This window comes from Streptomyces sp. NPDC102490 (genome assembly GCF_044765285.1).
Lineage (GTDB): Bacteria > Actinomycetota > Actinomycetes > Streptomycetales > Streptomycetaceae > Streptomyces.
In genome coordinates this window covers 360,941-381,533 of sequence record NZ_JBIWJU010000001.1, presented here as the reverse complement: position 1 = coordinate 381,533, position 20,593 = coordinate 360,941, and the positions used below count along the sequence as shown (strand labels likewise).

The window sequence follows — 20,593 nt, the reverse complement described above, 5'->3', positions numbered from 1 at the left end:
TGGTGCCGCATCCGCGTCGCAGGGCCGGGCCAGGTGCAGTCACCTGACGCATACCGCGGCCCGGCAGCGCGGCGCACCCTTGCGGAACAGGTGCACGGGGGAGCGCCGAGCACGCGGAACCGATCGAACGGAAGAGACCACCATGGACACCATCGCCCTCGGCGATGTCACCGTGACCCGAGTCCGGGAGTACTACGGCCCCGTCGGCCTGACACCCGAGGAGTTCGTCCCGGAGAGCCCGGCCCAGGCGTGGGACACGCACCGCTCCTGGCTGGTGCCCGACTTCCTGGACGCCGAGACCCGGATCGTGAACACCGCGATCCAGACCTGGGTGCTGCGCAGCGAGGGCCGGACCATCCTGGTCGACACCGGCGTCGGCAACCACAAGGACCGGCCGTACGCGCCGGTGTGGAGCCGTCTGGACACCGACTTCCTGGGCAATCTCGCCCGCGCCGGGGTCCGCCCCGAGGACGTCGACATCGTGATCAACACGCACCTGCACGTCGACCACGTCGGCTGGAACACCTACCTCGACGGCCGGACCTGGGTACCGACGTTCCCCCACGCCACCTACCTCATGGCGAAGGCGGACTTCGACTACTGGAACCCCGCCAACGAGATCAGGACCCGGCTCGGCCGCGGCAACCAGAACGTCTTCGAGGACAGCGTCGCCCCCGTGCACGCGGCCGGCCTCACCCGGCTGTGGGAGGGCAGCCACCGGATCGACGCCAACCTGCGCCTCGACCTCGCCCCCGGCCACACCCCCGGCTCCTCGGTGCTGCGGCTGGAGTCCGGCTCCGACCGGGCCCTGTTCGTCGGCGACCTGCTGCACAGCCCGGTCCAGATCCACGAGCCCGACGCCAACAGCTGCTTCTGCGAGGACCCCGCCGAAGCCCGCGCCACCCGCCGCAAACTCCTGGGCTCGGCGGCCGACGACAACGCCCTCGTCTTCCCCGCGCACCTCGGTGGCCACGGCGCCGCCGAAGTCGTCCGCCAGGGGGACAAGTTCGCCGTCAAGGGCTGGGCGCCCTTCTCCACGTACACCGAGCAGGCCTGAGGTCCGCGGAAGGACACGCGCCATGAACCACCACCCCGACCCCGTCGTGACCACCGCGCGGGGCACCGTTCGCGGCCTGCGCCGGGGCGGCACCCTCACCTTCCTGAACATCCCGTACGCCGCCCCGCCCCGCGGCGCCGGCCGGTTCGCCCCGCCGCGCCCGCACGAGCCGTGGCAGGGCGTACGGGACGCCACCGTGCCGGGACCCACCGCCCCGCAGGCCGAACGCAGGCTCGGCGCCATCGACATGACCCCCTACTTCGGCACCGGCTGGAGCCGCGGCGAGGACTACCTCACCGTCAACGTCTTCGCGCCCGCCGCCGGAGGGGGCGGACGGCCGGTCATGGTGTTCGTCCACGGCGGCGGTTTCGTCGCCGGATCGACACGCGCCACCCTGTACGACGGCTCCGCGTTCGCCCGTGACGGCGTCGTCCTCGTCACCCTCAACTACCGGCTCGGGATAGCCGGGTTCCTCGACCTCCCCGGGGCGCCCGCCAACCGCGGCCTGCTCGACGTCGTCGCCGCGCTGCGCTGGGTGCGGGAGAACGTCTCCGCCTTCGGCGGTGACCCGCACAACGTCACCCTCTTCGGCCAGTCGGCCGGGGCGACCACCGTCGGCGGCGTCCTCGCCACCCCCGAGGCCGCCGGACTGTTCCACCGCGCGATCGTGCAGAGCGGCAGCGGGCTGGGCGCGTTCACGCCCGAGCAGGCCGCCCGCGTCACCAGGGCCGCGGGCGAGGTGCTGGGCGTCGAGCCCTCCGTCGACGCCTTCGCCGGCATCCCCGACGAGCGGCTCGTCGAGGCGGCCGGCCGGCTCGTCGGCCTCGACCTGCGGACCGGAACCCACCGCGACCCGCTGATCGGGCTCAGCCCCTTCAGCCTGGTCCTGGACACCCAGCCCGCCGCATCCGTCGCCGCCGGCCGCGCCGCCGACGTCGACCTGCTCGTCGGCACCACCACCGAAGAGGGCAACCTCTACCTGGTCCCGGCGGGCACGTACGCCACCTCCACCGCCGCCGATGTCGACGAGGCCGCCGCCCGCTCGCACCCCGATCCGGCGCGGCTCGTCCAGACCTACCGCGCGTCCCGCCCCGGGGCGTCCTTCGCGGAACTGCGCTCCGCCGTCATGACCGACGCCCTGTTCGGCGCGGGCAGCCGCGCCCTGGCCGACGCCCACGCGGCCCACCACCCGCGATCCGCCACCTACGCCTACGAGTTCGCCTGGCGCTCGCACGCCCTGGACGGAGCACTCGGCGCCGCCCACGGGGTCGAACTGCCCTTCGTCTTCGACCTCGCCGACCGCCCCGAACTCAACGGCCCCGAGGCCCTGCTCGGCCCCGGCAAGGCCCCCGTGGACCTCGCCGCCCGCGTCCACGACACCTGGGTCCGGTTCGCCCGGACCGGCGACCCCGGCTGGGACCCGTACGACACCGACCGCCGGGCCACCATGCGCATCGACACCGAATGGACCCAAGTCGACGACCCCCGCGGCCGGGAACGGCGGGCCTGGAGCTGAACGCGGGTCAGCCGTGGGAGCCGTGTCCGGGCCCGCCCAGGCCCTCGACGGCGATTCCCATGACGGCGATGAGCAGAGCGCACTCGTTGACTCGTCCCGTTGACACCGGTGCACCGGAACGTCACGGGGAGTCCTCCGGTCCTGGGTGCGGGCGTAGCGGGGCAGGCCCGGCGACGTCGCGCGCATGGTCTGCCATCCTCCCGGGCGCGGGAGTGGCCCCCTCCCGGAGAGGTCTCACGTGGCGGACGGTGGCGCCTGCCGTCTGTCAGACTCGCGAGGGGATGCGCGGCCGCGCGAGCGGCGCCGGGAGGGGGCGGGGGAGTCATGAGTCTGGCCATGTGTCCGCTGTGCAGTGAGGACGAGGACATCGAGGTGGTCCGGTCCCTCGATGGCGGGCGCCGGGTCGTGAGGCACCGGTGCGGTTATGAGTGGGAGCCCCCGGCGCCTGCCCGGCCGCGCGGGCAGTCGATGCGCTCCTTAGGTGATCTGGAGGCCAGGTTTCCCAAGCCGGAGGATGTCGGACCCGAGGTGAGGGAACGCGTGGCCCGGCTCAAGGCCCGGTACCTCGACACCAGGCCCGACTTCGATCCCGAAGTCGCGGCCTACTGGTCGAAGTACCAGGAAGTCTTCTCCCCGGACGGGTTGCGGACGTGCAACCCCCGGGTGCTGAAGGACTTCGCCAACTCCGAGGTCGGAGCACACCCCGGGAACCAGGCCACCTTCAACTCCGCCTGGAACGCGATGGGTGACGCCGCGGCCGCGGAGTCGACCCGCCAGACCATCGAGTACCTGCTGTACGGGCCCGAGGACATTCCGCTCGCCGACCGGCTCCAGCACCTGTTGACGGGTGCGAAGCCGTTCGCCATGACCGGGTTCAAGGAAGCACTGCTCACGCGGGTGCTCTGCGTGGTGCAGCCCGACCGGTTCCTTACGATCCTCAAGTACCAGACGGATGCCGGGGGCAAGCGCGAGATCGCCCGGCTCGTCTACGGGCTGGAGCTGCCCGATCCGGAGACGGTGAACTGGACCCTCGGCCGGCTCATCCTGTGGAGCAACGACCTTCTGCACGCTCTGGCCGGCGACGGCTTCGCCAACCAGCAGCACGCCGCCGCATTCCTGTGGTGGGCCAAGGACCGGCCCGATGGGGTGGGGTGAGCCGCGGGTTCACCCCAGACGCGTCAGCGCCTCAGCGCGCACTCCGCCGCCGCTACCACCGTGCGGGTCTGGAGTGCCACCTGGTCGGGCACGGGCACCCAGCGCAGTCGCAGGGACTGCTCGAAGTCCGTGCACCAGGTGGTGAAGAGTTCGTCCAGTTCGTGGTGGAGTACGTCGGCCGCCGGGTCGTCGGCCGCCCGCAGCAGCCGCAGCAGGAGCCCGGCCGCGCGCAGCGGCTGGCGGCGCGCGACGACCTCGAGGGCGCTGATCCCGGCCGTCGTCAGCCGGGGTGAGGCCGCGGTGCGGGAACCCTCGTCCGGCTGCCGGAGCAGGGGCTCCCAGGATTCGGTCACCAGGTCGTACAGGCCGTCGGCCATCCACTCGAGTACGCGTCTGGGCGGGCTGTCCCCGGTCGGCGGCAGGAAGCCCCGGGCCTTCTCGAAGACGGCGGTCACCTGCCGTCCGCCCTCCCGCACCAGCCCGGACAGCTCGCGCAGGGCACCGGCCGGGTCGGGGTGCGGGGACAGGTCGTCGGCCCTACCGGTCGCCCACAGGGGGACTTCGACGATCGCCGTGACACCGCCGTACCGCTGGGGCGCGCACCAGGTGGACAGGCCGATGTTCTCGGAGCCGGCCGCCAGCCGGTCGGTGCTGTCCGGCGCAGGCAGGACGTGGATGCCGGGGGCCGGGTTCTCCCAGTACAGGGCGTCGTACGTGCCGTGCTGGACCGGGACGCCGACCGCGGTGGCGGACGCGCGGAAGGGCGCCGCGAGGCCGGGGAGGCCGCGGGTCAGCTGGATCCACGTGCCGCCGACGTCGACGCTGTGCAGCGAGCACTGGAGAACGGGCCGCAGCTCGTCGATCGCGTCGAACAGCGCACGGCTCTCCGGGAGTCGCCGCCCCTCGATGGGCGCCCACTCCGGCTGCTCCGCCGCGACCGGGCGGAAGGCGGCGCGGTAGTAGCGGTCCAGGGTGTGTCCGGGAGCGGCCGTCGCCGCCTCCAGGCCCTCGCTCAGGGCCGCGCCGTCGGGGTCGAGACACAGGACGATGTCCCAGGTGACGGCGTCGGGGTCGGTCGCCCGGGATCGGCGGTCGCCGTCGGCCACCCGCTCCGCCAGGACCAGCGCGGTCGCGCCGCCCACCGGCTCGTCCGAGTGCGGCCGGGCCACCACCAGGACGTGCCGCGGCCCATGGCCCACGGAGAGCATCAGGATCGGTCGGCCGGCCCGGGAGGTACCGATCCGGCGCAGGCGGCAGACCCCGGGGAACCGGGAGACCAGCCGCCGCGCCGACTCGGTGACCTCCGCGACCGTGAGGTAGCGGTGCGTGGGGCGCGTCCGGTCAGGCGCCGCCGTTGCCACCGCTGTCGCCCGTGGTCTCCTTCTTGTCCAGCGGGCGGATCTCGATCTTGTTCGCCATGCCGTCTCCTTCCGATGGTGCCTGCGGCCTGCGATGACTGCCGTGCCTGTGGCACACGCGGTGCCTGTGGGTGTGCGGGGCACTCTGTGCCCTTGCCAGCGTTCGCCCACCCCATCACTGGTGTCAACGTCCCTTGTCGACCGTGTGGTTGGGGAATGCGAGGTCGGCGCGGAAAGATCGGTGGCGCAACCGCCGCTCACGCCGGTCCGCGGGCGCGGCCTGAGGGACCGGCCCCGTCAGCGCCCCGTCGTGCCGTCGATCAGCTCGCGCAGGATGTCCGCGTGGCCGGCGTGGCGGCCGGTCTCCTCGATCATGTGGGTCAGGGCCCAGCGGACGCTGGGCGCGGGCCGGCCCGGGCGGGACCGGGGGAGCGGTTCAGCGAGGTCGGCGCAGTCGTCGAGCAGGCGGTTCGCCCGGTCGACGGCCTCGCGGTAGCGGGCGACGACCTCGGCCACACCGTCCTCGGGAGCGGCCCGGAAGGTGGCCGGCCAGCTGCGCACCTCCGCCCCGAGGAAGAGCGCGCGCTCGACGTGGGTCACGTGGGTGAGCAGACCGAGCAGGTTGGTGCCGGACGGCACCGCGGCGGTGCGGACCTGCGGTTCCGGGGCGCCCTCGACCTTGCCGGCGATCGAGGTCCGCAGATAGTCGAGGAACCCGCGCAGGGTCTCGGCCTCGCTGCCGCCGGTCCGGGGCGGCGGGGTGTCCCGGCGGTGGGTGCGGGGGGTGGTGGGCATGGTGACCGGCCTCCAGAGGGGGATAGGGCGGGCGGGCGTACGGTCCGTCAGCCCGTGCGGCGGACGAGCAGGACGTGGTCGACGACCTCGGCGGTGCGCCCGTCCGGGCCGGACGCGATCCGGCGCGGGGCCTCGGCCCGCTCGACCCGCCAGGTCGCCGGGTCCAGGGCGAGGTCCGCCGCGACCTCCTCCGGGGAGGGGTACCGCACGTCGGGGTCCTGGTCCCACGACCACGGCGCGGTCGAGCCGTGGTCCACGACCAGCAGCCGCCCGCCCGGGCGCAGCGCGTCGGCGGCCGCACGCAGGACCGACGCGCGGTCCAGGCCGAAGGGGGTGTGGAGGTAGTGGGCGCAGACCAGGTCGAACCGGCCCTCGGGGAAGGACCCGCGCAGGTCGTGCCGTACGGCGTCCACCAGGTCGCCGAGGCCGTGCGCGCGGGCGAGCCCCGCGAGCCGCTCGGCCGCCACGCCGGAGATGTCCACGGCCCTGACCCGCCAGCCCCGCCGGGCCAGCCACAGCGCGTCGCCGCCGCTGCCGCACCCCAGGTCCAGGGCGTCGCCGGGCGGCAGGGCGGTGACCGTCTCGACGAGGCGGGCGTTCGGTCGCGGGGCGTCGGGCGCCGGGCGGGCGGCGTACACGCCGTCCCAGAACGTGACCGCATCGGTGGCGCTCATCACAACTCCTTCGTCGGCTGTCGGGCGGCTGTCGGCCGGCTCGGCCCGGCAGGACCGGGTACGAGCGACGGACGTGGCCAGTGTCGACAGCGACCGCCCGATCCGGCACGAAAACTTGCCGTTATGACAAGGTGGCCCGATGGACGCCGGAACGGACGACGTACTCGACGCCGTGGGCCCGCGACTGCGCGCGCTGCGCCGCGAGCGGGGCATCACCCTCGCCCACCTCTCGGCGGCGACGGGCGTGTCGGAGAGCACCCTGTCCCGGCTGGAGAGCGGACAGCGCCGCGCTACCCTGGAACTGCTGCTGCCGCTCGCCCGGATCTACGACGTCCCCCTCGACGACCTCGTCGGCGCCCCGCGCACGGGCGACCCCCGCATCCACCTGAAGCCGATCCGGCGCTACGGGATGGTCTTCGTGCCGTTGTCCCGGCGGCCGGGCGGCACCCAGGCCTTCAAGATGATCATCCCGAGCCGCCCGGCCCCGCTCGAACCGACCCCGCAGACCCACGAGGGCTTCGAGTGGCTGTACGTGCTCGGCGGCCGGCTGCGGTTGCTGGTCGGGGAGCGCGACCTGACGCTGTCGCCCGGTGAGGCGGCCGAGTTCGACACCTCCCTGCCGCACTGGCTGGGCAGCGCCGACGGCGGCGCGGTCGAACTGCTCGTGCTCTTCGGGCTGCAAGGAGTGCGGGCCCATGTGCGCGGCGGCGGCGCCGGTGGAAGCGGGGACGACTGAGCGGCCGTCCGGGGGGTGGCCGCGGGGGAGCCGGGGCGCCTCAGGCGCGGTCCGTCACCCGGCGGCACGCCGCCACGTACCCGCGCACCAGCGTCCGCGCCTCGTCCTCGCGGCGCCAGGCCAGGACGTAGCGGCTGGGGGACAGGCCGCGGACCGGGCGGGTGGTGACGCCGCCCAGGGTGATCAGCGGGGCGTTGCCCGTGGCCACGAGGCAGATGCCGAGACCCGCGACCAGCGCCTCGTACGTCTCCTCCGTGCCGGAGATCTCGGCGCCGACGCGCGGTGGGCGGGCGGCGGGTCCGCCGAGGGCCCGCCGTTCGTCCAGCGCCAGCCAGAAGTCGCGCAGCACGCCCGCCTCCGGGGGCAGGGCGAGGAACGGCTCGTCGGCCAGGTCGGCGAAGTCCAGTTCCCGGCGGGAGGCGAGGGGATGGGTGTCGGGCAGGGCGACGAGGCGGGGCTCCTCGGCGACCACCGTCCAGGCGTAGCGGTCGGCGTCGGGCAGCGGCAGCCACACGTACGCGACGTCGGCCGTGCCGTCGGCCAGGCCCGCGGTCGGGTCCTGCCAACCGGTCTGCCGCAGCCGCAGGACCGCCTCGGGGTGGGCCGCCGTGAAACGCGAGCGGATCGCCGGCAGCAGCCCGCCGCGGCCGGGGCTGGTGCTCATGCCGACGAGCAGCGTGCCGCGCCGCGCGGCACGGGTCGCCTCCACCGCCGCCGCGCCCTCGGCCCAGTCGGCCAGCACCCGCCGGGCGTACGGCAGCAGCGCCGTGCCCGCCTCCGTGAGGGTCACGCCCTGATGTTCGCGGCGGAACAGCTCGGCGCCCAACTGCCGCTCCAGCGCCCGGATCTGCTTGCTCAGCGCGGGCTGCGACACGTACAGGCGCTCGGCCGCCCGGGTGAAGTGCAGCTCCTCGGCCACCGTCGCGAAGTAGCGCAGCTCCCGCACATGTACGTCCGTCGTCATAACCGTTGGCTATCACCGTGGGTCTTGGACGAGCAACCCGCCCGTGGGCGAGGGTGGTTGGTGCCGGAGCAACGGATGCCCGGACGAGGGACACGAGGGAGTCGGAATGAACAAGGTTTGGCTGATCACCGGGGCGAGCAGCGGCTTCGGGCGGGCGATCGCCCAGGCGGCCCTGGCCGACGGCGACGTCGTGGTCGGCGCGGCACGGCGCCCCGAGGCGCTCGACGACCTCGTGGCCGCGCACCCGGACCAGATGGAGGCACTGCGCCTGGACGTCGCCGACACGGCCGCCGCCGGGGACGCCGTACGGGACGTGCTGGCCCGGCACGGGCGGATCGACGTACTCGTCAACAACGCGGGCCGCACGCACGTCGGCGCCCTGGAGGAGACCGGCGAGGAGGAGCTGCGCGCGCTGTTCGACGTGCACGTCTTCGGGCCGGCCGCGCTGACCCGGGCGGTGCTGCCGTCCATGCGGGAGCGGCGCTCGGGCGCGATCGTGCAGATGAGCAGCATGGGCGGGCAGATGTCCTTCGCGGGCTTCTCGGCGTACAGCGGCACGAAGTTCGCGCTGGAGGGCATGTCCGAGGGGCTCGCGGACGAGGTCCGGGACTTCGGCATCAGGGTGCTGATCGTCGAGCCGGGCTCCTTCCGCACCGGCCTGTTCGAGGCCGGGAACGCCGGGATCAGCGCGGACAGCGGCGTGTACGCGAAGGTCGGCGAGACCCGCGGGCTGATCGCCGCGGGCGACGGCAACCAGCCCGGCGACCCGGCCAAGGCCGCGGCGGTCATCCGGGCTGCCCTCGCGGCCGAGCACACCCCGCTGCGCCTGCCGCTGGGCGACGACGGCGTCAGCGCGGTCCTCGGCCACCTCGACCAGGTCCGCGAGGACGTCGAGGCGTGGGAGAAGCAGACCCGGGCCACGGCCTTCGACGACTGAGCCCCGGCGCGGGGGACGTCCCGGTGTTGTTCGGTTCATGGCGATAATGCCGGCAGCGTGTCCCCGCACCCGCCCGTGTCCGCGCCGAACCCGGAGTCCGCCGTGCTCGCGTCCCTGAAGGCCCTCAACCTGCTGCTGATGTTCCTGCTCGAACTCGCCGTGTACGCCGCGGTCGTGCTCTGGGGGACGGCCGTCGGGGACGCGTGGCCGGCCGAGGTGGCCCTGGGAGTGGGCGCGCCGGTCGTGATGATGACGGCGTGGGCGCTGTTCGGGGCGCCCCGCGCCCGGTACCCGGCGCGCGGGGGCGGACGGGTCGTCCTGGAAGTGCTGTGGTTCGGCGCCGGTGCCGCCGCCCTGGCCGCCTCCGGCAGACCGGTCCCGGCGGCCGTCTTCGCCGGGGTCTGCCTGGTCAACGCGGCGCTCAGACGGCTGTGGAGGCAGTGACGCCCGACGCGTGGCGCCGTCGCCGCCGCTCGCGTCCGGCCCGTCCGCCGCTCGCGTCCGGCCCGTCCGCCGCTCGCGTCCGGCCCGTCCGCCGCTCGCGTCCGGCCCGCCCGCCGCTCGCGTCCGGCCCGCCCGCCGCTCGCGTCCGGCCCGCCCGCGGCCCGCGCGCCACGGCCCGCGCGAACCGTGCTTACGATGCGCGAGGCCGCACCCGTCGCCGCATCCCTCGCGAACAGGAGCCCGGTACCCGTGTCCATGCCGCCCCCGCCCGGACCCCCAGGGCACTACCCCCAGGGCCCGTACGCTCCCCAGTGGGGCCATCCCCTGACGCCGTACCCCCGGCAGGCTCCCGTCAACGGGCTCGCCGTCGCCGCGTTCGTGCTCGGGGTGCTGTGCTTCGTGCCGGCGGTCGGACTCGTCCTCGGGCTGGTCGCGCTGGCCCGGATCCGGAAGCGGGGCGAGCGCGGCAAGGGGTTCGCGGTGGCCGGGTGCGTGCTGTCCGCCGTGGGGCTGGCCCTGTGGGTGCTGATCCTCTCCACGGGCGCCGCCGGCGACTTCCGGGACGGCTTGCGGGACGCCGCGCGCGGCGAGGGCACCCCCTACTCCCTCGAGACGGGCCAGTGCTTCACCACCCCGGGCGGCTCCCTCCAGGGGGTGACGTACGACGTCGACCGGGTGCCCTGCGCGCAGGAGCACGACGGCGAGGTGTTCGCCGCCTTCGACCTGCCCGACGGGTCCTACCCGGGCGACGCGGAGATCACGCGCGCCGCCGACGACCGGTGCTACGCCCTCCAGGACGGCTACGCGATGGACCGGTGGGCGCTGCCGACCGACGTCGACGTGTACTACCTGACCCCGACCTCCGGGAGCTGGCGGACCGGTGACCGCGAGATCACCTGCCTGTTCGGGAACACCGAGGAACGGGACGGGCTGACCGGCTCGCTGCGCAACGACGGCGCGCGGCTCGACCCGGACCAGCACACCTACCTGCTCGCGGAGGGCTACCTGAACCGGGCCATGGACGAGGTGCCCGAGGCGGAGGCCGTCGAGGGCGACTTCGCGGGCTACCGGGTCTGGGCCGGGCAGGTCTCGGAGGCGCTCAGGGGCGAGATCGCGATGCTGGACGGCCACGACTGGCCCGCCGGCGCCGAGCGCCCGGTCGCCGAGTTGACCGAGGACCTGCGGGAGGCGCAGCTGGAGTGGGGCCGGGCGGCGAAGGCCGCCGACGTCGACGCCTACTTCGAGCACTACGGCAAGGGCTACGACCTCGTCGTGGCCGACAGCACGGTCACCGCCCGCGAGGCCCTCGGCCTGGCCACCACACCGCCGGACCACGAGGGCGGTGGCGAGAGCGGGGGAGACGACCCCGGCGTGGAGGTGTGAGAGCGGCCCAGGTGGGGAGAAAGTGCCTGCGTAAAGCCCTCGGGCCGCACAAGTCATCACATCGAGTGATTCTTTGGCCTTTGCTTGCCTGGACGAACCCACGGTTGCCACGCTGTTGCTGTCTGTACAACCTGATGGGAGCGGCCAGTGACATTCGGTGAGCAGCCGGCGTATCTGCGTGTCGCGGGTGATCTCCGCAAGAAGATCGCCGACGGCCTGCTGCCGCCCCATACCCGCCTCCCGTCCCAGGCGCGGATCCGCGAGGAGTACGGCGTCTCGGACACCGTCGCGCTGGAGGCCCGCAAGGTGCTGATGGCCGAGGGTCTCGTCGAGGGGCGCTCCGGGTCCGGCACCTATGTGCGCGAGCGGCCCGTCCCGCGACGGGTCGCCCGCTCCGGGTACCGGCCGGCCGGCGGGGCCACGCCCTTCCGCCAGGAGCAGGCCGACGCCCACGCGCACGGCACCTGGGAGTCGCGCAGCGAACAGGCCGAGGCGAGCGGTGCCGTCGCCGAGCGGCTGGGGATCAAGCCCGGTGACCGGGTGATGTGCACGCGGTACGTCTTCCGGGAGGCCGGTGAGGCCGTCATGCTCTCCACCTCCTGGGAGCCGCTGGACCTGACCGGCCGCACCCCCGTGATGCTGCCCGAGGAGGGGCCGCTCGGCGGCATGGGCGTCGTCGAGCGGATGGCCGCCATCGACGTCGTCGTCGACAACGTCACCGAGGAGGTCGGCGCCCGCCCCGGCCTCGCCGAGGAGTTGCTCGCCCTGGGCGGCGTACCGGGGCACGTGGTGCTGGTCGTCCAGCGCACCTTCTACGCCTCCGGGCGCGCGGTGGAGACGGCCGACGTGGTCGTCCCGGCCGACCGGTACCGGGTGGCGTACCACCTGCCGGTCAAGTAGCCCGTCAAGTAAGGCCCCGATCGGGGGAATTCACCCGCTGCGCGCCCTCTCGCGGCGTGCGGCGGTGCGCTGCGGTGTGAGATGGCGCACGCCCGTCGTGCGCCTCCCGTGCTCCGCTGCCCCGCCCGCGCATCCGTCCGGGACCGCGCCGCCCTGCGTGCCTGCGCCGCAATCCGGTCGTTCCCCCAGGTCGCCTCGCCCCGCCCCGGCAAGCCCGTGACCGGAGGCATCGGTGTGCCAAGACGGCGCGTTCCGCAACGTGCGCCCCCTGCGTTCTGGCTGGTTGCGTACCTCTTTGTGCAAACTCGTATTCGCTCCGTGAAGGTTGGGCGTAGGCTCGGGCATATGCGGATTGCGGTTTCCTTGGCGGCCGGGGCGCGGCGGGAGCCGCGGGCGGCGCGAACGGGAGGTGGAGGGGCGCGATGAACGACAGCACGGTCACTCTTCCCTGGCTGGTCTTCCGGCAGGACGACAACGGCAATCGCTACCGCGTGGGCAGGTACGCGACCCGGGCGGAGGCCCAGCAGATCGCGGACACCCTCGACGGTCGCGGACACAAGCAGCTCTACTCGGTCGAGAAGCTCGGCACCTCGGGACCGGGCGCGGCGGACTGAGCCGTAGGCTCCGGCGCATGACGGAACGGATCGTGGTGGGCGCCGCCCTGGTCGACGGCGGGCGCCTGCTCGCCGCGCGCCGCAGCGCACCCGCCGAACTGGCCGGGCGGTGGGAGCTGCCCGGCGGCAAGGTCGAGGCGGGCGAGACGCCCGAGGCGGCGCTCGTGCGCGAACTGCGCGAGGAACTCGGGGTGGCGGCCGAGCCCGGTGAGCGCGTCCCGGGGCAGTGGCCCCTGAGGGCGCCCTTCGTCCTCCAGGTGTGGACCGCCCGCCTGCGCCCCGGCTCCGCGGCCCCCGAACCCCTCGAGGACCACGACGAACTGCGCTGGCTGACCCCGGCCCGGGTCTGGGAGGTGCCCTGGCTCGACCAGGACGTACCGGCCGTCGAGCAGGCGCTCGCCCACCTGGGACTCCAGGCGGGACCCCGGTGAACGGTACTGAGCCCGGATAAAGGGTATGTGCCCATTAACCCCATGAAAACGGGCAGATATGGGTCGTCGGCCGGGGAAGTGATCGGCGTGCGTGACGGCGAGGGCGACTGTGCCGAGTGGGTCTTTCCCGCGGCGCCGGACGCCGTGCGCACCGCCCGCTCCCTGGTCCGCCGCACCCTGGACGCATGGCGGCTCGACAGCGTCGGGGACATCGCCGCCCTGCTGGTCAGCGAGCTGGTCACCAACGCCCTGCGGCACGCCACCGGCCCCATCGGCGTCCGCGTGGTGCGCGACCCCGCCGGAGCCGCCGGGGTCCTGCTGGTGGAGGTCTCCGATCCGCTGCCTGACCCGCCGCGCGAGCGTGCCGCCCGTCCCGACGACGAGGACGGCCGGGGTCTGCAACTGGTCGCGTCCGCCGCGCGGCGCTGGGGCACCCGCCCCGGCGAGGCGGGCAAGACCGTGTGGTTCGAACTCGCCCTGCCCGGCTAGCGCGACGGGCTCGTGACGCACCGTCGCCGCCACGCCGGTCGAGCGTCCGGAATGTCCCCACAACGCCGCTGGTCCTGGCCGTCAACCGGTTCGGGCCGGAGACAGTTGTGGAACCGCGTGATTCGATGCCGTGTCCGCTGGTTAGAAGACTGGAAGTGTTGTCACGGTCCGGACCGAAAACCATCGGGACCGTGCTGTGATCGTGAACACCGTGTCGTGCGGCGCCGTAGTGCTGGATACTGCGGGCAGCCGCCTCCGGTGACCGGTGCCGGACGCGGTGAGCTGGAGGGGACGGTTCGCGTGAGCGAGATACCAGCGAGGGCCAAGGAGCCCACGGAGTCCACGGAGTCCGAGGGCCCGTCGGCAGACGCGCCACTCGGTGACGCGGTGTGGCAGAGCAGCCCGCCCGGCTCCATCTACGACTACATCAAGGTCGCCTCCTTCTCCATCGGCCCCGACGGACTCGTCGACCAGTGGAGCCTGCGCGCGGAGCAACTGCTCGGCATCCGGGCCGAGGACGCCGTGGGCACCGATCCCATCGAGGCGTTCATCGATCCCGACCTGCGCGAACGCGGCCAGCGCAAGATGACCGAGATCCTCGACGGGCGGGAGTGGACCGGCGTGGTTCCCTTCCGGGCACCGGACGAGGCCGAGGGGACCGGCGGGCACCCGGGCGGCCGACGCGGGCTCGCCGAGGTGTACGTCATGCCGACGCGCACGGAGGACGGGGAGAAGGCCGCCGTCTGCATCGTCGTCGACGTCCGCGTCCTGCGCAGCATCGAGACCGACCTCGCCGCGTCGCAGGCCATATTCGGCCAGTCTCCCTTCGGGTTCCTGCTGATCGACCCCGACCTGCGGGTGCGCCGCGCCAACCAGCGGTTCGCCGCCACCTTCGGCGGCACCCCCGACGACCACCGGGGCAAGGGCGTCCACGACTACCTGCCGCGCGCCGAGGCCGACCGGGTCTCCGCGACCCTGCGCCGGGTGCTGGAGACCGGCGACTCCATCACGGACATGCACGTCACGGGCTTCGTGCCGGGCACGGAGGAACGCCGCCACTGGTCCGTCAACCTCTACCGCGTGCACAGCGGTTCCGGCCGGCCCATCGGCGTCGCCTGGCTCGGCACCGACATCACCGCCCGCCGCCAGGCCGCCCGCGAGGCCGCCGCCGCCCGGCGCAACCTCGCCCTCCTCAACGAGGCCGGCGCCCGCATCGGCAACTCCCTCGACCTGGAGACCACCGCCCGCGAACTCCTCGACGTCGTCGTCCCCGGCTTCTGCGACCTGGCCACCGTCGACCTCTACCAGGGTCTGCTGGTCGGCGACCAGAGCCCGCCGGGACTCGCCGACGGCAGCGCCGAACTGCGCCGCGTCGCCTTCTCCAGCGCCGTCTCGGACGCGCCCTTCCTCGGCACCGGCGAGCGGGTCAAGCTCGGCGCCGTCCACCACTACCCGTTCAACTCGCCCTGCGCGGACGCCCTGCGCACCGCCCGGCCGCGCACCGTCCCCGCCGAGGACGGCGGCCTGGTGCAGTCCACCCTCGCCGTGCCGATGGTCGCCCACGACACGGTCGTCGGACTCGTCCAGTTCGCCCGCACCAAGGGCAGCGAGCCGTTCGGCGACCGCGACCGCGACCTCGCCGTGGAACTGGCCGCCCGCGCCGCCGTCTGCATCGACAACGCCCGCCTCTACCGGCGCGAACACGAACGCGCGCTGATACTGCAACGCTCGCTGCTCCCGCCCGGCGACCCGGAGGCGTCCGGTCTCGACATCGCCTGCCGCTACCTGCCCGGCAACGCGGCCACCGGCCGGGCCAGCGAGGTCGGCGGCGACTGGTTCGACGTCATCGAACTCCCCGGGCACCGCACCGCGCTGGTCGTCGGCGACGTCATGGGCCGCGGTCTGCGCGCCGCCGTCGCCATGGGCGAACTGCGCACCGCCGTACGCACCCTGGCCCAGCTCGACATCGAACCGGCCGAGGTGCTCTCCCAGCTGGACGAGATCGCCCGCGGCCTCGGCGCGCCGGGAGGCGTCCAGCAGGCCACCCGGGCCGCCCGCCGCCCCCGCGAGGCCGACCTGTCCGAGGTCTACCTGGCGACCTGCGTGTACGCCGTCTACGACTCGGTGACCCGGCGCTGCACCTTCGCCAACGCGGGCCACCTGCCGCCGGTCCTGGTCGAGCCCGGCGAGCCCGCGCTGATGCTGGACGTGCCGCCGGGCCTGCCGCTCGGCGTCGGCGGGGAGCCCTTCGAGGAGGTGGAGGTCGAACTGCCCGAGGGCGCCCTGCTCGCCCTCTACACCGACGGACTGGTCGAGAGCCGCGACCACCCCCTCGACGAGGGCCTCCAGGCCTTCGTGGGCGCCCTCACCGACCCCACCCAGCCCCTGGAGGACGTCTGCGACCAGGTCCTCAACACCCTCGACAGCCACCACGGCGAGGACGACATCGCCCTGCTGATGGCCCGCGTCCAGGGCCTGCCCGGCGACTCGGTCGGCGACTGGACCCTGCCGCGGGAGCCGCGCAGCGTCGGCCGGGCCCGCGAGTACGCCCGCGCCCAGCTGCTCGCCTGGGACATGGAGCCGCTGGTCGACACCACCGAACTGCTCGTCAGCGAACTCGTCACCAACGCGCTCCGCTACGGCGAGGGCGAGATCAGGCTCCGCCTCCTGCTCGACCGCACCCTCGTTTGCGAGGTCTGGGACTCCGGCCTGGTCCAGCCGCGCCGGCGCCGGGCCCGCGACACCGATGAGGGCGGCCGCGGCCTGCAACTGGTCGGCCTGCTCAGCGCGGCCTGGGGCTCACGCCGTACGCCGCGCGGCAAGACGGTGTGGTTCGAACTGCCCCTGCCGGGCGCCGACACCCAGCTCACCGACCCGGCGGAGGCCCTGCTGAGCCTGTTCTGACCCGCCCCGGAGTCGTACGCGTCCGGGCCCGCCGGACGCGGCGCACATGCCCGTACCCGGCCAGCAGCAGGGCCGCCCCGGCCGTGACCAGGGGCGGCACCAGATCGGCGGAGAGCATCGTCACGCACCCCTGACCGCAACCGGAACACCGGTTCGAGTCGTCCCCGCTGGCACCACGCTCGCAGCGTATGCGCGGCGACCGGTCACCGCGACCGGTGCCGCGCCACAGGGAGGGGACACCGATGGAGGACACGGAGCCGAAAGCGACCGAACCGGCAGCCGCCGACGGCACCCGGCCCCCGCCGGGGCCGAAGAGAAAGCGGCTCCGCCGCACCCGCCGCATCACCCTCGCCGTCCTCCTCGTCCTGCTCCTCCCCCTCCTCACCGCCGAGACCGCCCTGCGCCTCAACTACCTGGGCGACCCCGCGGACGGCACCCACACCCGCGACCGCGACGCCATCTGGCTCGGCCACGCCTGGGTCGACGGCCGGAAGAAGGACGCGGACCTCACCGCGCTGGCCCGGGACCTGGAAACCACCGGCATCCGCGACCTGTACGTGCACACCGGCCCGATGGAACACGACGGCACGCTGCCCGAATCGCGGTACCCGAGGGCCCGGTGGCTGGTGGACGCCGTGCACCGCGAGCTGCCCGGCGTCCGTGTCCAGGCCTTCCTCGGCGACGTCCTCGCCACCGAGAGCCCCGACGGCATGCGCCTGGAGAAGGCCGCCACCCGGGCCGCCGTCGTCGCCTCGGCCCGCCAGGTCCTGGACGCGGGCTACGACGGAGTCCACCTGGACCTGGAGCCGCTGCACTCGGGCGACCGGAACTTCCTCTCCCTCCTGGACGACGTGCGCGCCGTCACCCGCGCCCGCGACGCGCGGCTCTCCGTCGCCGCCCACCAGATCGACCCGCTGCCGGGCTTCCACTCCTTCTGGGGCACGGTCGCCGGACACCCCAAGTGGTGGTCCCAGAAGTTCTTCGGCCAGGTCGCCCGCCGCGTCGACCAGATCGCCGTCATGTCGTACGACACCATGCAGCCGTTGGAGAGCCTGTACGGCGGTTACGTCGCGCAGCAGACCTCACTGGCCCTGGAGGCCACCCCGCCGACGACCCACCTGCTGATGGGCCTGCCCTTCTACCACGAGAACCGCTTCGGCCACTGGAACCACGCGGAGACCGTCGCCGCCGCCGTCCGCGGCGTCCGCCTCGGCCTGTCCCGCACGGACGCCGACCGGGAGCGGTTCGGCGTCGCCGCCTACATCGACTTCGCGGCGACGCAGGAGGACTGGAGGTCGTACCGGGAGGGCTGGGTACAGCGCTAGGGGGTGTCGTTTGGATCTTGCCGGGGTCGCGGGGTCTGGCACGCACATCTGCGGCGTTGTCGTCGGTTGCCAGGGCTCCGCCCTGTCGCCCTCCTCCGCCTTGCAGCTGCACGCACCAGACCCCGCTCGGGTCGGGAACAAGGCGCCGTCGCCCGGAGCCGGCCTGATCCAAACGACACCCCCTAGGACCGGTCCCGGGACCGGCGTCCGATCTTCGACCCCAGCCACACCAGCGGGTCGTACTTGCGGTCCACGGCCCGTTCCTTCAGGGGGATCAGCGCGTTGTCCGTGATCCTGATGCCCTCGGGGCACACCTCCGTGCAGCACTTGGTGATGTTGCAGTAGCCCAGGCCGTGGTCGTCCTGGGCGGCGCGTGACCGGTCCAGGCCGGTGTCACCGGCGGCGTCCAGCGGGTGCATGTCCAGTTCGGCGACGCGCATGAGGAAGCGCGGGCCCGCGAACGCGGGTTTGTTCTCCTCATGGTCCCGCACGACATGACAGGTGTCCTGGCACAGGAAGCACTCGATGCACTTGCGGAACTCCTGCGAGCGGTCCACGTCCTCCTGCATCATCCGGTACTCGCCCGGCCCGAGACCGGCGGGCGGGACGAAGGCCGGGACCTCGCGGGCCTTGGTGTAGTTGAAGCCGACGTCCGTCACCAGGTCCCGGATCACCGGGAAGGCGCGCAGCGGCGTGACGGTGACCGTCTCCTCCCGGGTGAACACGGACATGCGGGTCATGCACAGCAGCCGGGGCCGGCCGTTGATCTCGGCCGAGCACGAACCGCACTTGCCCGCCTTGCAGTTCCAGCGCACCGCGAGGTCGGGGGCCTGGGTGGCCTGGAGGCGGTGGATGATGTCGAGCACCACCTCGCCCTCGTTCACCTCGACCGTGAAGTCCGCCAGGCCGCCGCCCTCCGCGTCACCGCGCCACACCTTGAACCGGGCCTCGTAGCCGCTCATTCGGACCGGCCCTCCAGCTCGTCGTCGGCGAGGTACTTCACCAGCTCCTCCTTGTCGAAGAGGGCGAGCAGGTCGGGCCGGATCGGCTCGGTGGTCTGCCGCTCCAGGGCGATCCGGCCGCGCTCCGGGTCCGCCGCCGCGAGGTCGCCCGCCGGGTCGGCCAGCGAGCACAGCAGGTTGGCCGGGCGCCAGCGCCGGTCCATCGACGGATGGTCCTCACGGGTGTGCCCGCCGCGCGACTCGGTGCGCTCCAGCGCCGCCCGCGCCACGCACTCGCTGACCAGCAGCATGTTGCGCAGGTCCAGGGCGAGGTGCCAGCCCGGGTTGAACTGCCGGTGCCCCTCCACCCCGGCCCGGCGGGCGCGCACCCGCAGCTCCGCCAGCTTCTCCAGGGCCTGCTTCATCTCCGCCTCGCGGCGGATGATCCCCACCAGGTCGTTCATGGTCTGCTGGAGTTCCTGGTGGAGGGTGTACGGGTTCTCCGGCGGCCCCGCGTCCGGCTCCTGCGTCTCGGCGGAGAACGGCCGCAGCGCCTCCGCGGCGGCGTCGGCGACCTGCGCGTCGTCGACCCGGGTGCGCGCACCGCCGTCCGACCGGTCCGCCGCGTACTCGGCCGCGTACCGCCCCGCCCGGCGCCCGAACACCAGCAGGTCGGAGAGCGAGTTGCCGCCCAGCCGGTTGGAGCCGTGCATACCGCCGGCCACCTCTCCGGCGGCGAACAGCCCCGGCACCCCGCGGGCGGCGGCGGTGTCGGAGTCGACGGCGACGCCGCCCATGACGTAGTGGCAGGTGGGCCCGACCTCCATGGCCTCCGCCGTGATGTCGACGTCCGCCAGCTCCTTGAACTGGTGGTACATCGACGGCAGCCGGCGCCGGATCACGTCGGCGGACATCCGGGTGGACACGTCGAGGAAGACCCCGCCGTGCGGTGAGCCCCGGCCCTCCTTCACCTCGGCGTTGATCGCGCGGGCGACCTCGTCGCGGGGGAGGAGTTCGGGCGGGCGGCGGTTGTGGTCCGGGTCGTCGTACCAGCGGTCGCCCTCGGCCTCCGACTCGGCGTACTTCTCCTTGAAGACGTCCGGGATGTAGTCGAACATGAACCGCTTGCCCTCGGAGTTGCGCAGCACCCCGCCGTCGCCGCGCACCGACTCGGTGACCAGGATGCCCTTCACCGAGGGCGGCCAGACCATGCCCGTCGGGTGGAACTGCACGAACTCCATGTTCAGCAGCGGCGCCCCGGCCAGCAGCGCCAGGGCGTGGCCGTCGCCCGTGTACTCCCACGAGTTCGACGTCACCTTGAACGACTTGCCGATGCCGCCGGTGGCGATCACCACCGAAGGCGCCTCCAGTACGAAGAAGCGGCCGCTCTCGCGCTCGTAGCCGAAGACGCCGGAGACCTCGCGGCCCTCCTTGAGCACGCGGGTGACCGTGCACTCCTGGAAGACCTTCAGCCGGGACTCGTGGTCCCCGGTCTCGCGGAAGTCCTCCTGCTGGAGCGAGACGATCTTCTGCTGGAGGGTGCGGATCAGCTCCAGGCCGGTACGGTCGCCGACGTGGGCGAGGCGCGGGTACTCGTGGCCGCCGAAGTTGCGCTGCGAGATCCGGCCGTCCTTCGTACGGTCGAACAGCGCGCCCCAGGTCTCCAGTTCCCACACCCGCTGCGGGGCCTCCTGGGCGTGCAGCTCGGCCATCCGCCACTGGTTGAGGAACTTGCCGCCGCGCATGGTGTCGCGGAAGTGGACCTGCCAGTTGTCGCCGGAGTTGACGTTGCCCATGGAGGCGGCGATGCCGCCCTCGGCCATCACGGTGTGCGCCTTGCCGAACAGCGACTTGCAGACCACGGCCGTACGGGCGCCCCGCTCGCGGGCCTCGATCGCGGCGCGCAGCCCGGCGCCGCCCGCGCCCACCACGACGACGTCCCATTCCTGCCGGTCGACCACGGACATCAA

At 73.6% G+C, this 20,593-nt stretch carries 20 protein-coding genes; 13 read left to right on the top strand and 7 right to left on the bottom strand.

Annotation, left to right across the window (positions count from 1 at the left end; genetic code table 11):
- Positions 1 to 142 precede the first annotated feature (142 nt).
- From ACIRGB_RS01725 to ACIRGB_RS01715, 3 genes are all read left to right on the top strand, one after another.
- Entirely contained in the window at positions 143 to 1,057 is a 915-nt protein-coding gene (locus ACIRGB_RS01725; protein ID WP_403857559.1) for an MBL fold metallo-hydrolase, read from the top strand.
- Positions 1,058 to 1,079: 22 nt separating this feature from the next.
- Entirely contained in the window at positions 1,080 to 2,573 is a 1,494-nt protein-coding gene (locus ACIRGB_RS01720; protein ID WP_403857556.1) for a carboxylesterase/lipase family protein, read from the top strand.
- Between the two features lie 528 nt (positions 2,574 to 3,101).
- A complete protein-coding gene (locus ACIRGB_RS01715; protein WP_403857553.1) occupies positions 3,102 to 3,728 on the top strand; it encodes a hypothetical protein in 627 nt (208 codons plus the stop codon).
- A gap of 23 nt (positions 3,729 to 3,751) precedes the next feature.
- Here ACIRGB_RS01715 and ACIRGB_RS01710 read toward each other — a convergent pair whose 3' ends face one another.
- From ACIRGB_RS01710 to ACIRGB_RS01695, 4 genes are all read right to left on the bottom strand, one after another.
- A complete protein-coding gene (locus tag ACIRGB_RS01710; protein ID WP_403857551.1) occupies positions 3,752 to 5,089 on the bottom strand; it encodes a M14 family zinc carboxypeptidase in 1,338 nt (445 codons plus the stop codon).
- Entirely contained in the window at positions 5,070 to 5,204 is a 135-nt protein-coding gene (locus tag ACIRGB_RS01705; protein WP_403857548.1) for a hypothetical protein, read from the bottom strand. The genes ACIRGB_RS01710 and ACIRGB_RS01705 overlap by 20 nt, the downstream gene beginning before the upstream one ends.
- 179 nt (positions 5,205 to 5,383) lie before the next feature.
- On the bottom strand, positions 5,384 to 5,881 hold the full coding sequence (locus ACIRGB_RS01700; RefSeq protein WP_403857545.1) for a DinB family protein: 498 nt from the start codon (positions 5,879 to 5,881) through the stop codon (positions 5,384 to 5,386).
- Between the two features lie 47 nt (positions 5,882 to 5,928).
- On the bottom strand, positions 5,929 to 6,555 hold the full coding sequence (locus tag ACIRGB_RS01695) for a class I SAM-dependent methyltransferase (RefSeq protein ID WP_403857543.1): 627 nt from the start codon (positions 6,553 to 6,555) through the stop codon (positions 5,929 to 5,931).
- Positions 6,556 to 6,694: 139 nt separating this feature from the next.
- Between ACIRGB_RS01695 and ACIRGB_RS01690 the strand changes: the two genes are divergently transcribed.
- Positions 6,695 to 7,291, top strand: a complete 597-nt coding sequence (locus ACIRGB_RS01690; protein WP_403857540.1) for a helix-turn-helix domain-containing protein — start codon at positions 6,695 to 6,697, stop codon at positions 7,289 to 7,291.
- 40 nt (positions 7,292 to 7,331) lie between these two features.
- Here ACIRGB_RS01690 and ACIRGB_RS01685 read toward each other — a convergent pair whose 3' ends face one another.
- The gene (locus tag ACIRGB_RS01685; protein ID WP_403857537.1) at positions 7,332 to 8,255 is read right to left on the bottom strand and encodes a LysR family transcriptional regulator; all 924 of its coding nucleotides are present in this window, start codon (positions 8,253 to 8,255) and stop codon (positions 7,332 to 7,334) included.
- A 106-nt stretch (positions 8,256 to 8,361) separates the two neighbouring features.
- On the opposite strand from ACIRGB_RS01685, the gene ACIRGB_RS01680 reads away from it, so the two are divergent.
- The 9 genes from ACIRGB_RS01680 (at position 8,362) to ACIRGB_RS01640 (ending at position 17,682) form a co-directional block, all read left to right on the top strand.
- On the top strand, positions 8,362 to 9,192 hold the full coding sequence (locus tag ACIRGB_RS01680; RefSeq protein WP_403857535.1) for an oxidoreductase: 831 nt from the start codon (positions 8,362 to 8,364) through the stop codon (positions 9,190 to 9,192).
- Positions 9,193 to 9,249: 57 nt separating this feature from the next.
- Positions 9,250 to 9,636 carry a YrdB family protein gene (locus ACIRGB_RS01675; protein WP_403857532.1) on the top strand — a complete coding sequence of 129 codons (387 nt, stop codon included), beginning with the start codon at positions 9,250 to 9,252 and terminating at the stop codon, positions 9,634 to 9,636.
- A gap of 249 nt (positions 9,637 to 9,885) precedes the next feature.
- Positions 9,886 to 11,019, top strand: a complete 1,134-nt coding sequence (locus ACIRGB_RS01670) for a DUF4190 domain-containing protein (RefSeq protein WP_403857529.1) — start codon at positions 9,886 to 9,888, stop codon at positions 11,017 to 11,019.
- A 147-nt stretch (positions 11,020 to 11,166) separates the two neighbouring features.
- The gene (locus tag ACIRGB_RS01665; RefSeq protein WP_403857526.1) at positions 11,167 to 11,919 is read left to right on the top strand and encodes a GntR family transcriptional regulator; all 753 of its coding nucleotides are present in this window, start codon (positions 11,167 to 11,169) and stop codon (positions 11,917 to 11,919) included.
- Positions 11,920 to 12,341: 422 nt separating this feature from the next.
- Complete coding sequence (locus tag ACIRGB_RS01660) at positions 12,342 to 12,533, top strand: SPOR domain-containing protein (protein WP_403857523.1); 192 nt, start codon at positions 12,342 to 12,344, stop codon at positions 12,531 to 12,533.
- Positions 12,534 to 12,550: 17 nt separating this feature from the next.
- A complete protein-coding gene (locus ACIRGB_RS01655; RefSeq protein WP_403857520.1) occupies positions 12,551 to 12,964 on the top strand; it encodes a (deoxy)nucleoside triphosphate pyrophosphohydrolase in 414 nt (137 codons plus the stop codon).
- A 42-nt stretch (positions 12,965 to 13,006) separates the two neighbouring features.
- Entirely contained in the window at positions 13,007 to 13,453 is a 447-nt protein-coding gene (locus tag ACIRGB_RS01650; RefSeq protein WP_403857517.1) for an ATP-binding protein, read from the top strand.
- Positions 13,454 to 13,753: 300 nt separating this feature from the next.
- On the top strand, positions 13,754 to 16,357 hold the full coding sequence (locus tag ACIRGB_RS01645; protein ID WP_403857514.1) for a SpoIIE family protein phosphatase: 2,604 nt from the start codon (positions 13,754 to 13,756) through the stop codon (positions 16,355 to 16,357).
- Between the two features lie 188 nt (positions 16,358 to 16,545).
- Positions 16,546 to 17,682, top strand: a complete 1,137-nt coding sequence (locus ACIRGB_RS01640) for a glycoside hydrolase family 18 protein (protein WP_403857511.1) — start codon at positions 16,546 to 16,548, stop codon at positions 17,680 to 17,682.
- Positions 17,683 to 17,864: 182 nt separating this feature from the next.
- Here ACIRGB_RS01640 and ACIRGB_RS01635 read toward each other — a convergent pair whose 3' ends face one another.
- Together ACIRGB_RS01635 and ACIRGB_RS01630 are read right to left on the bottom strand one after the other, a co-directional pair.
- A complete protein-coding gene (locus ACIRGB_RS01635; protein WP_403857508.1) occupies positions 17,865 to 18,644 on the bottom strand; it encodes a succinate dehydrogenase/fumarate reductase iron-sulfur subunit in 780 nt (259 codons plus the stop codon).
- Positions 18,641 to 20,590 carry a fumarate reductase/succinate dehydrogenase flavoprotein subunit gene (locus ACIRGB_RS01630; RefSeq protein ID WP_403857505.1) on the bottom strand — a complete coding sequence of 650 codons (1,950 nt, stop codon included), beginning with the start codon at positions 20,588 to 20,590 and terminating at the stop codon, positions 18,641 to 18,643. Before ACIRGB_RS01630 ends, ACIRGB_RS01635 begins: the two co-directional genes overlap by 4 nt.
- Positions 20,591 to 20,593 lie beyond the last annotated feature (3 nt).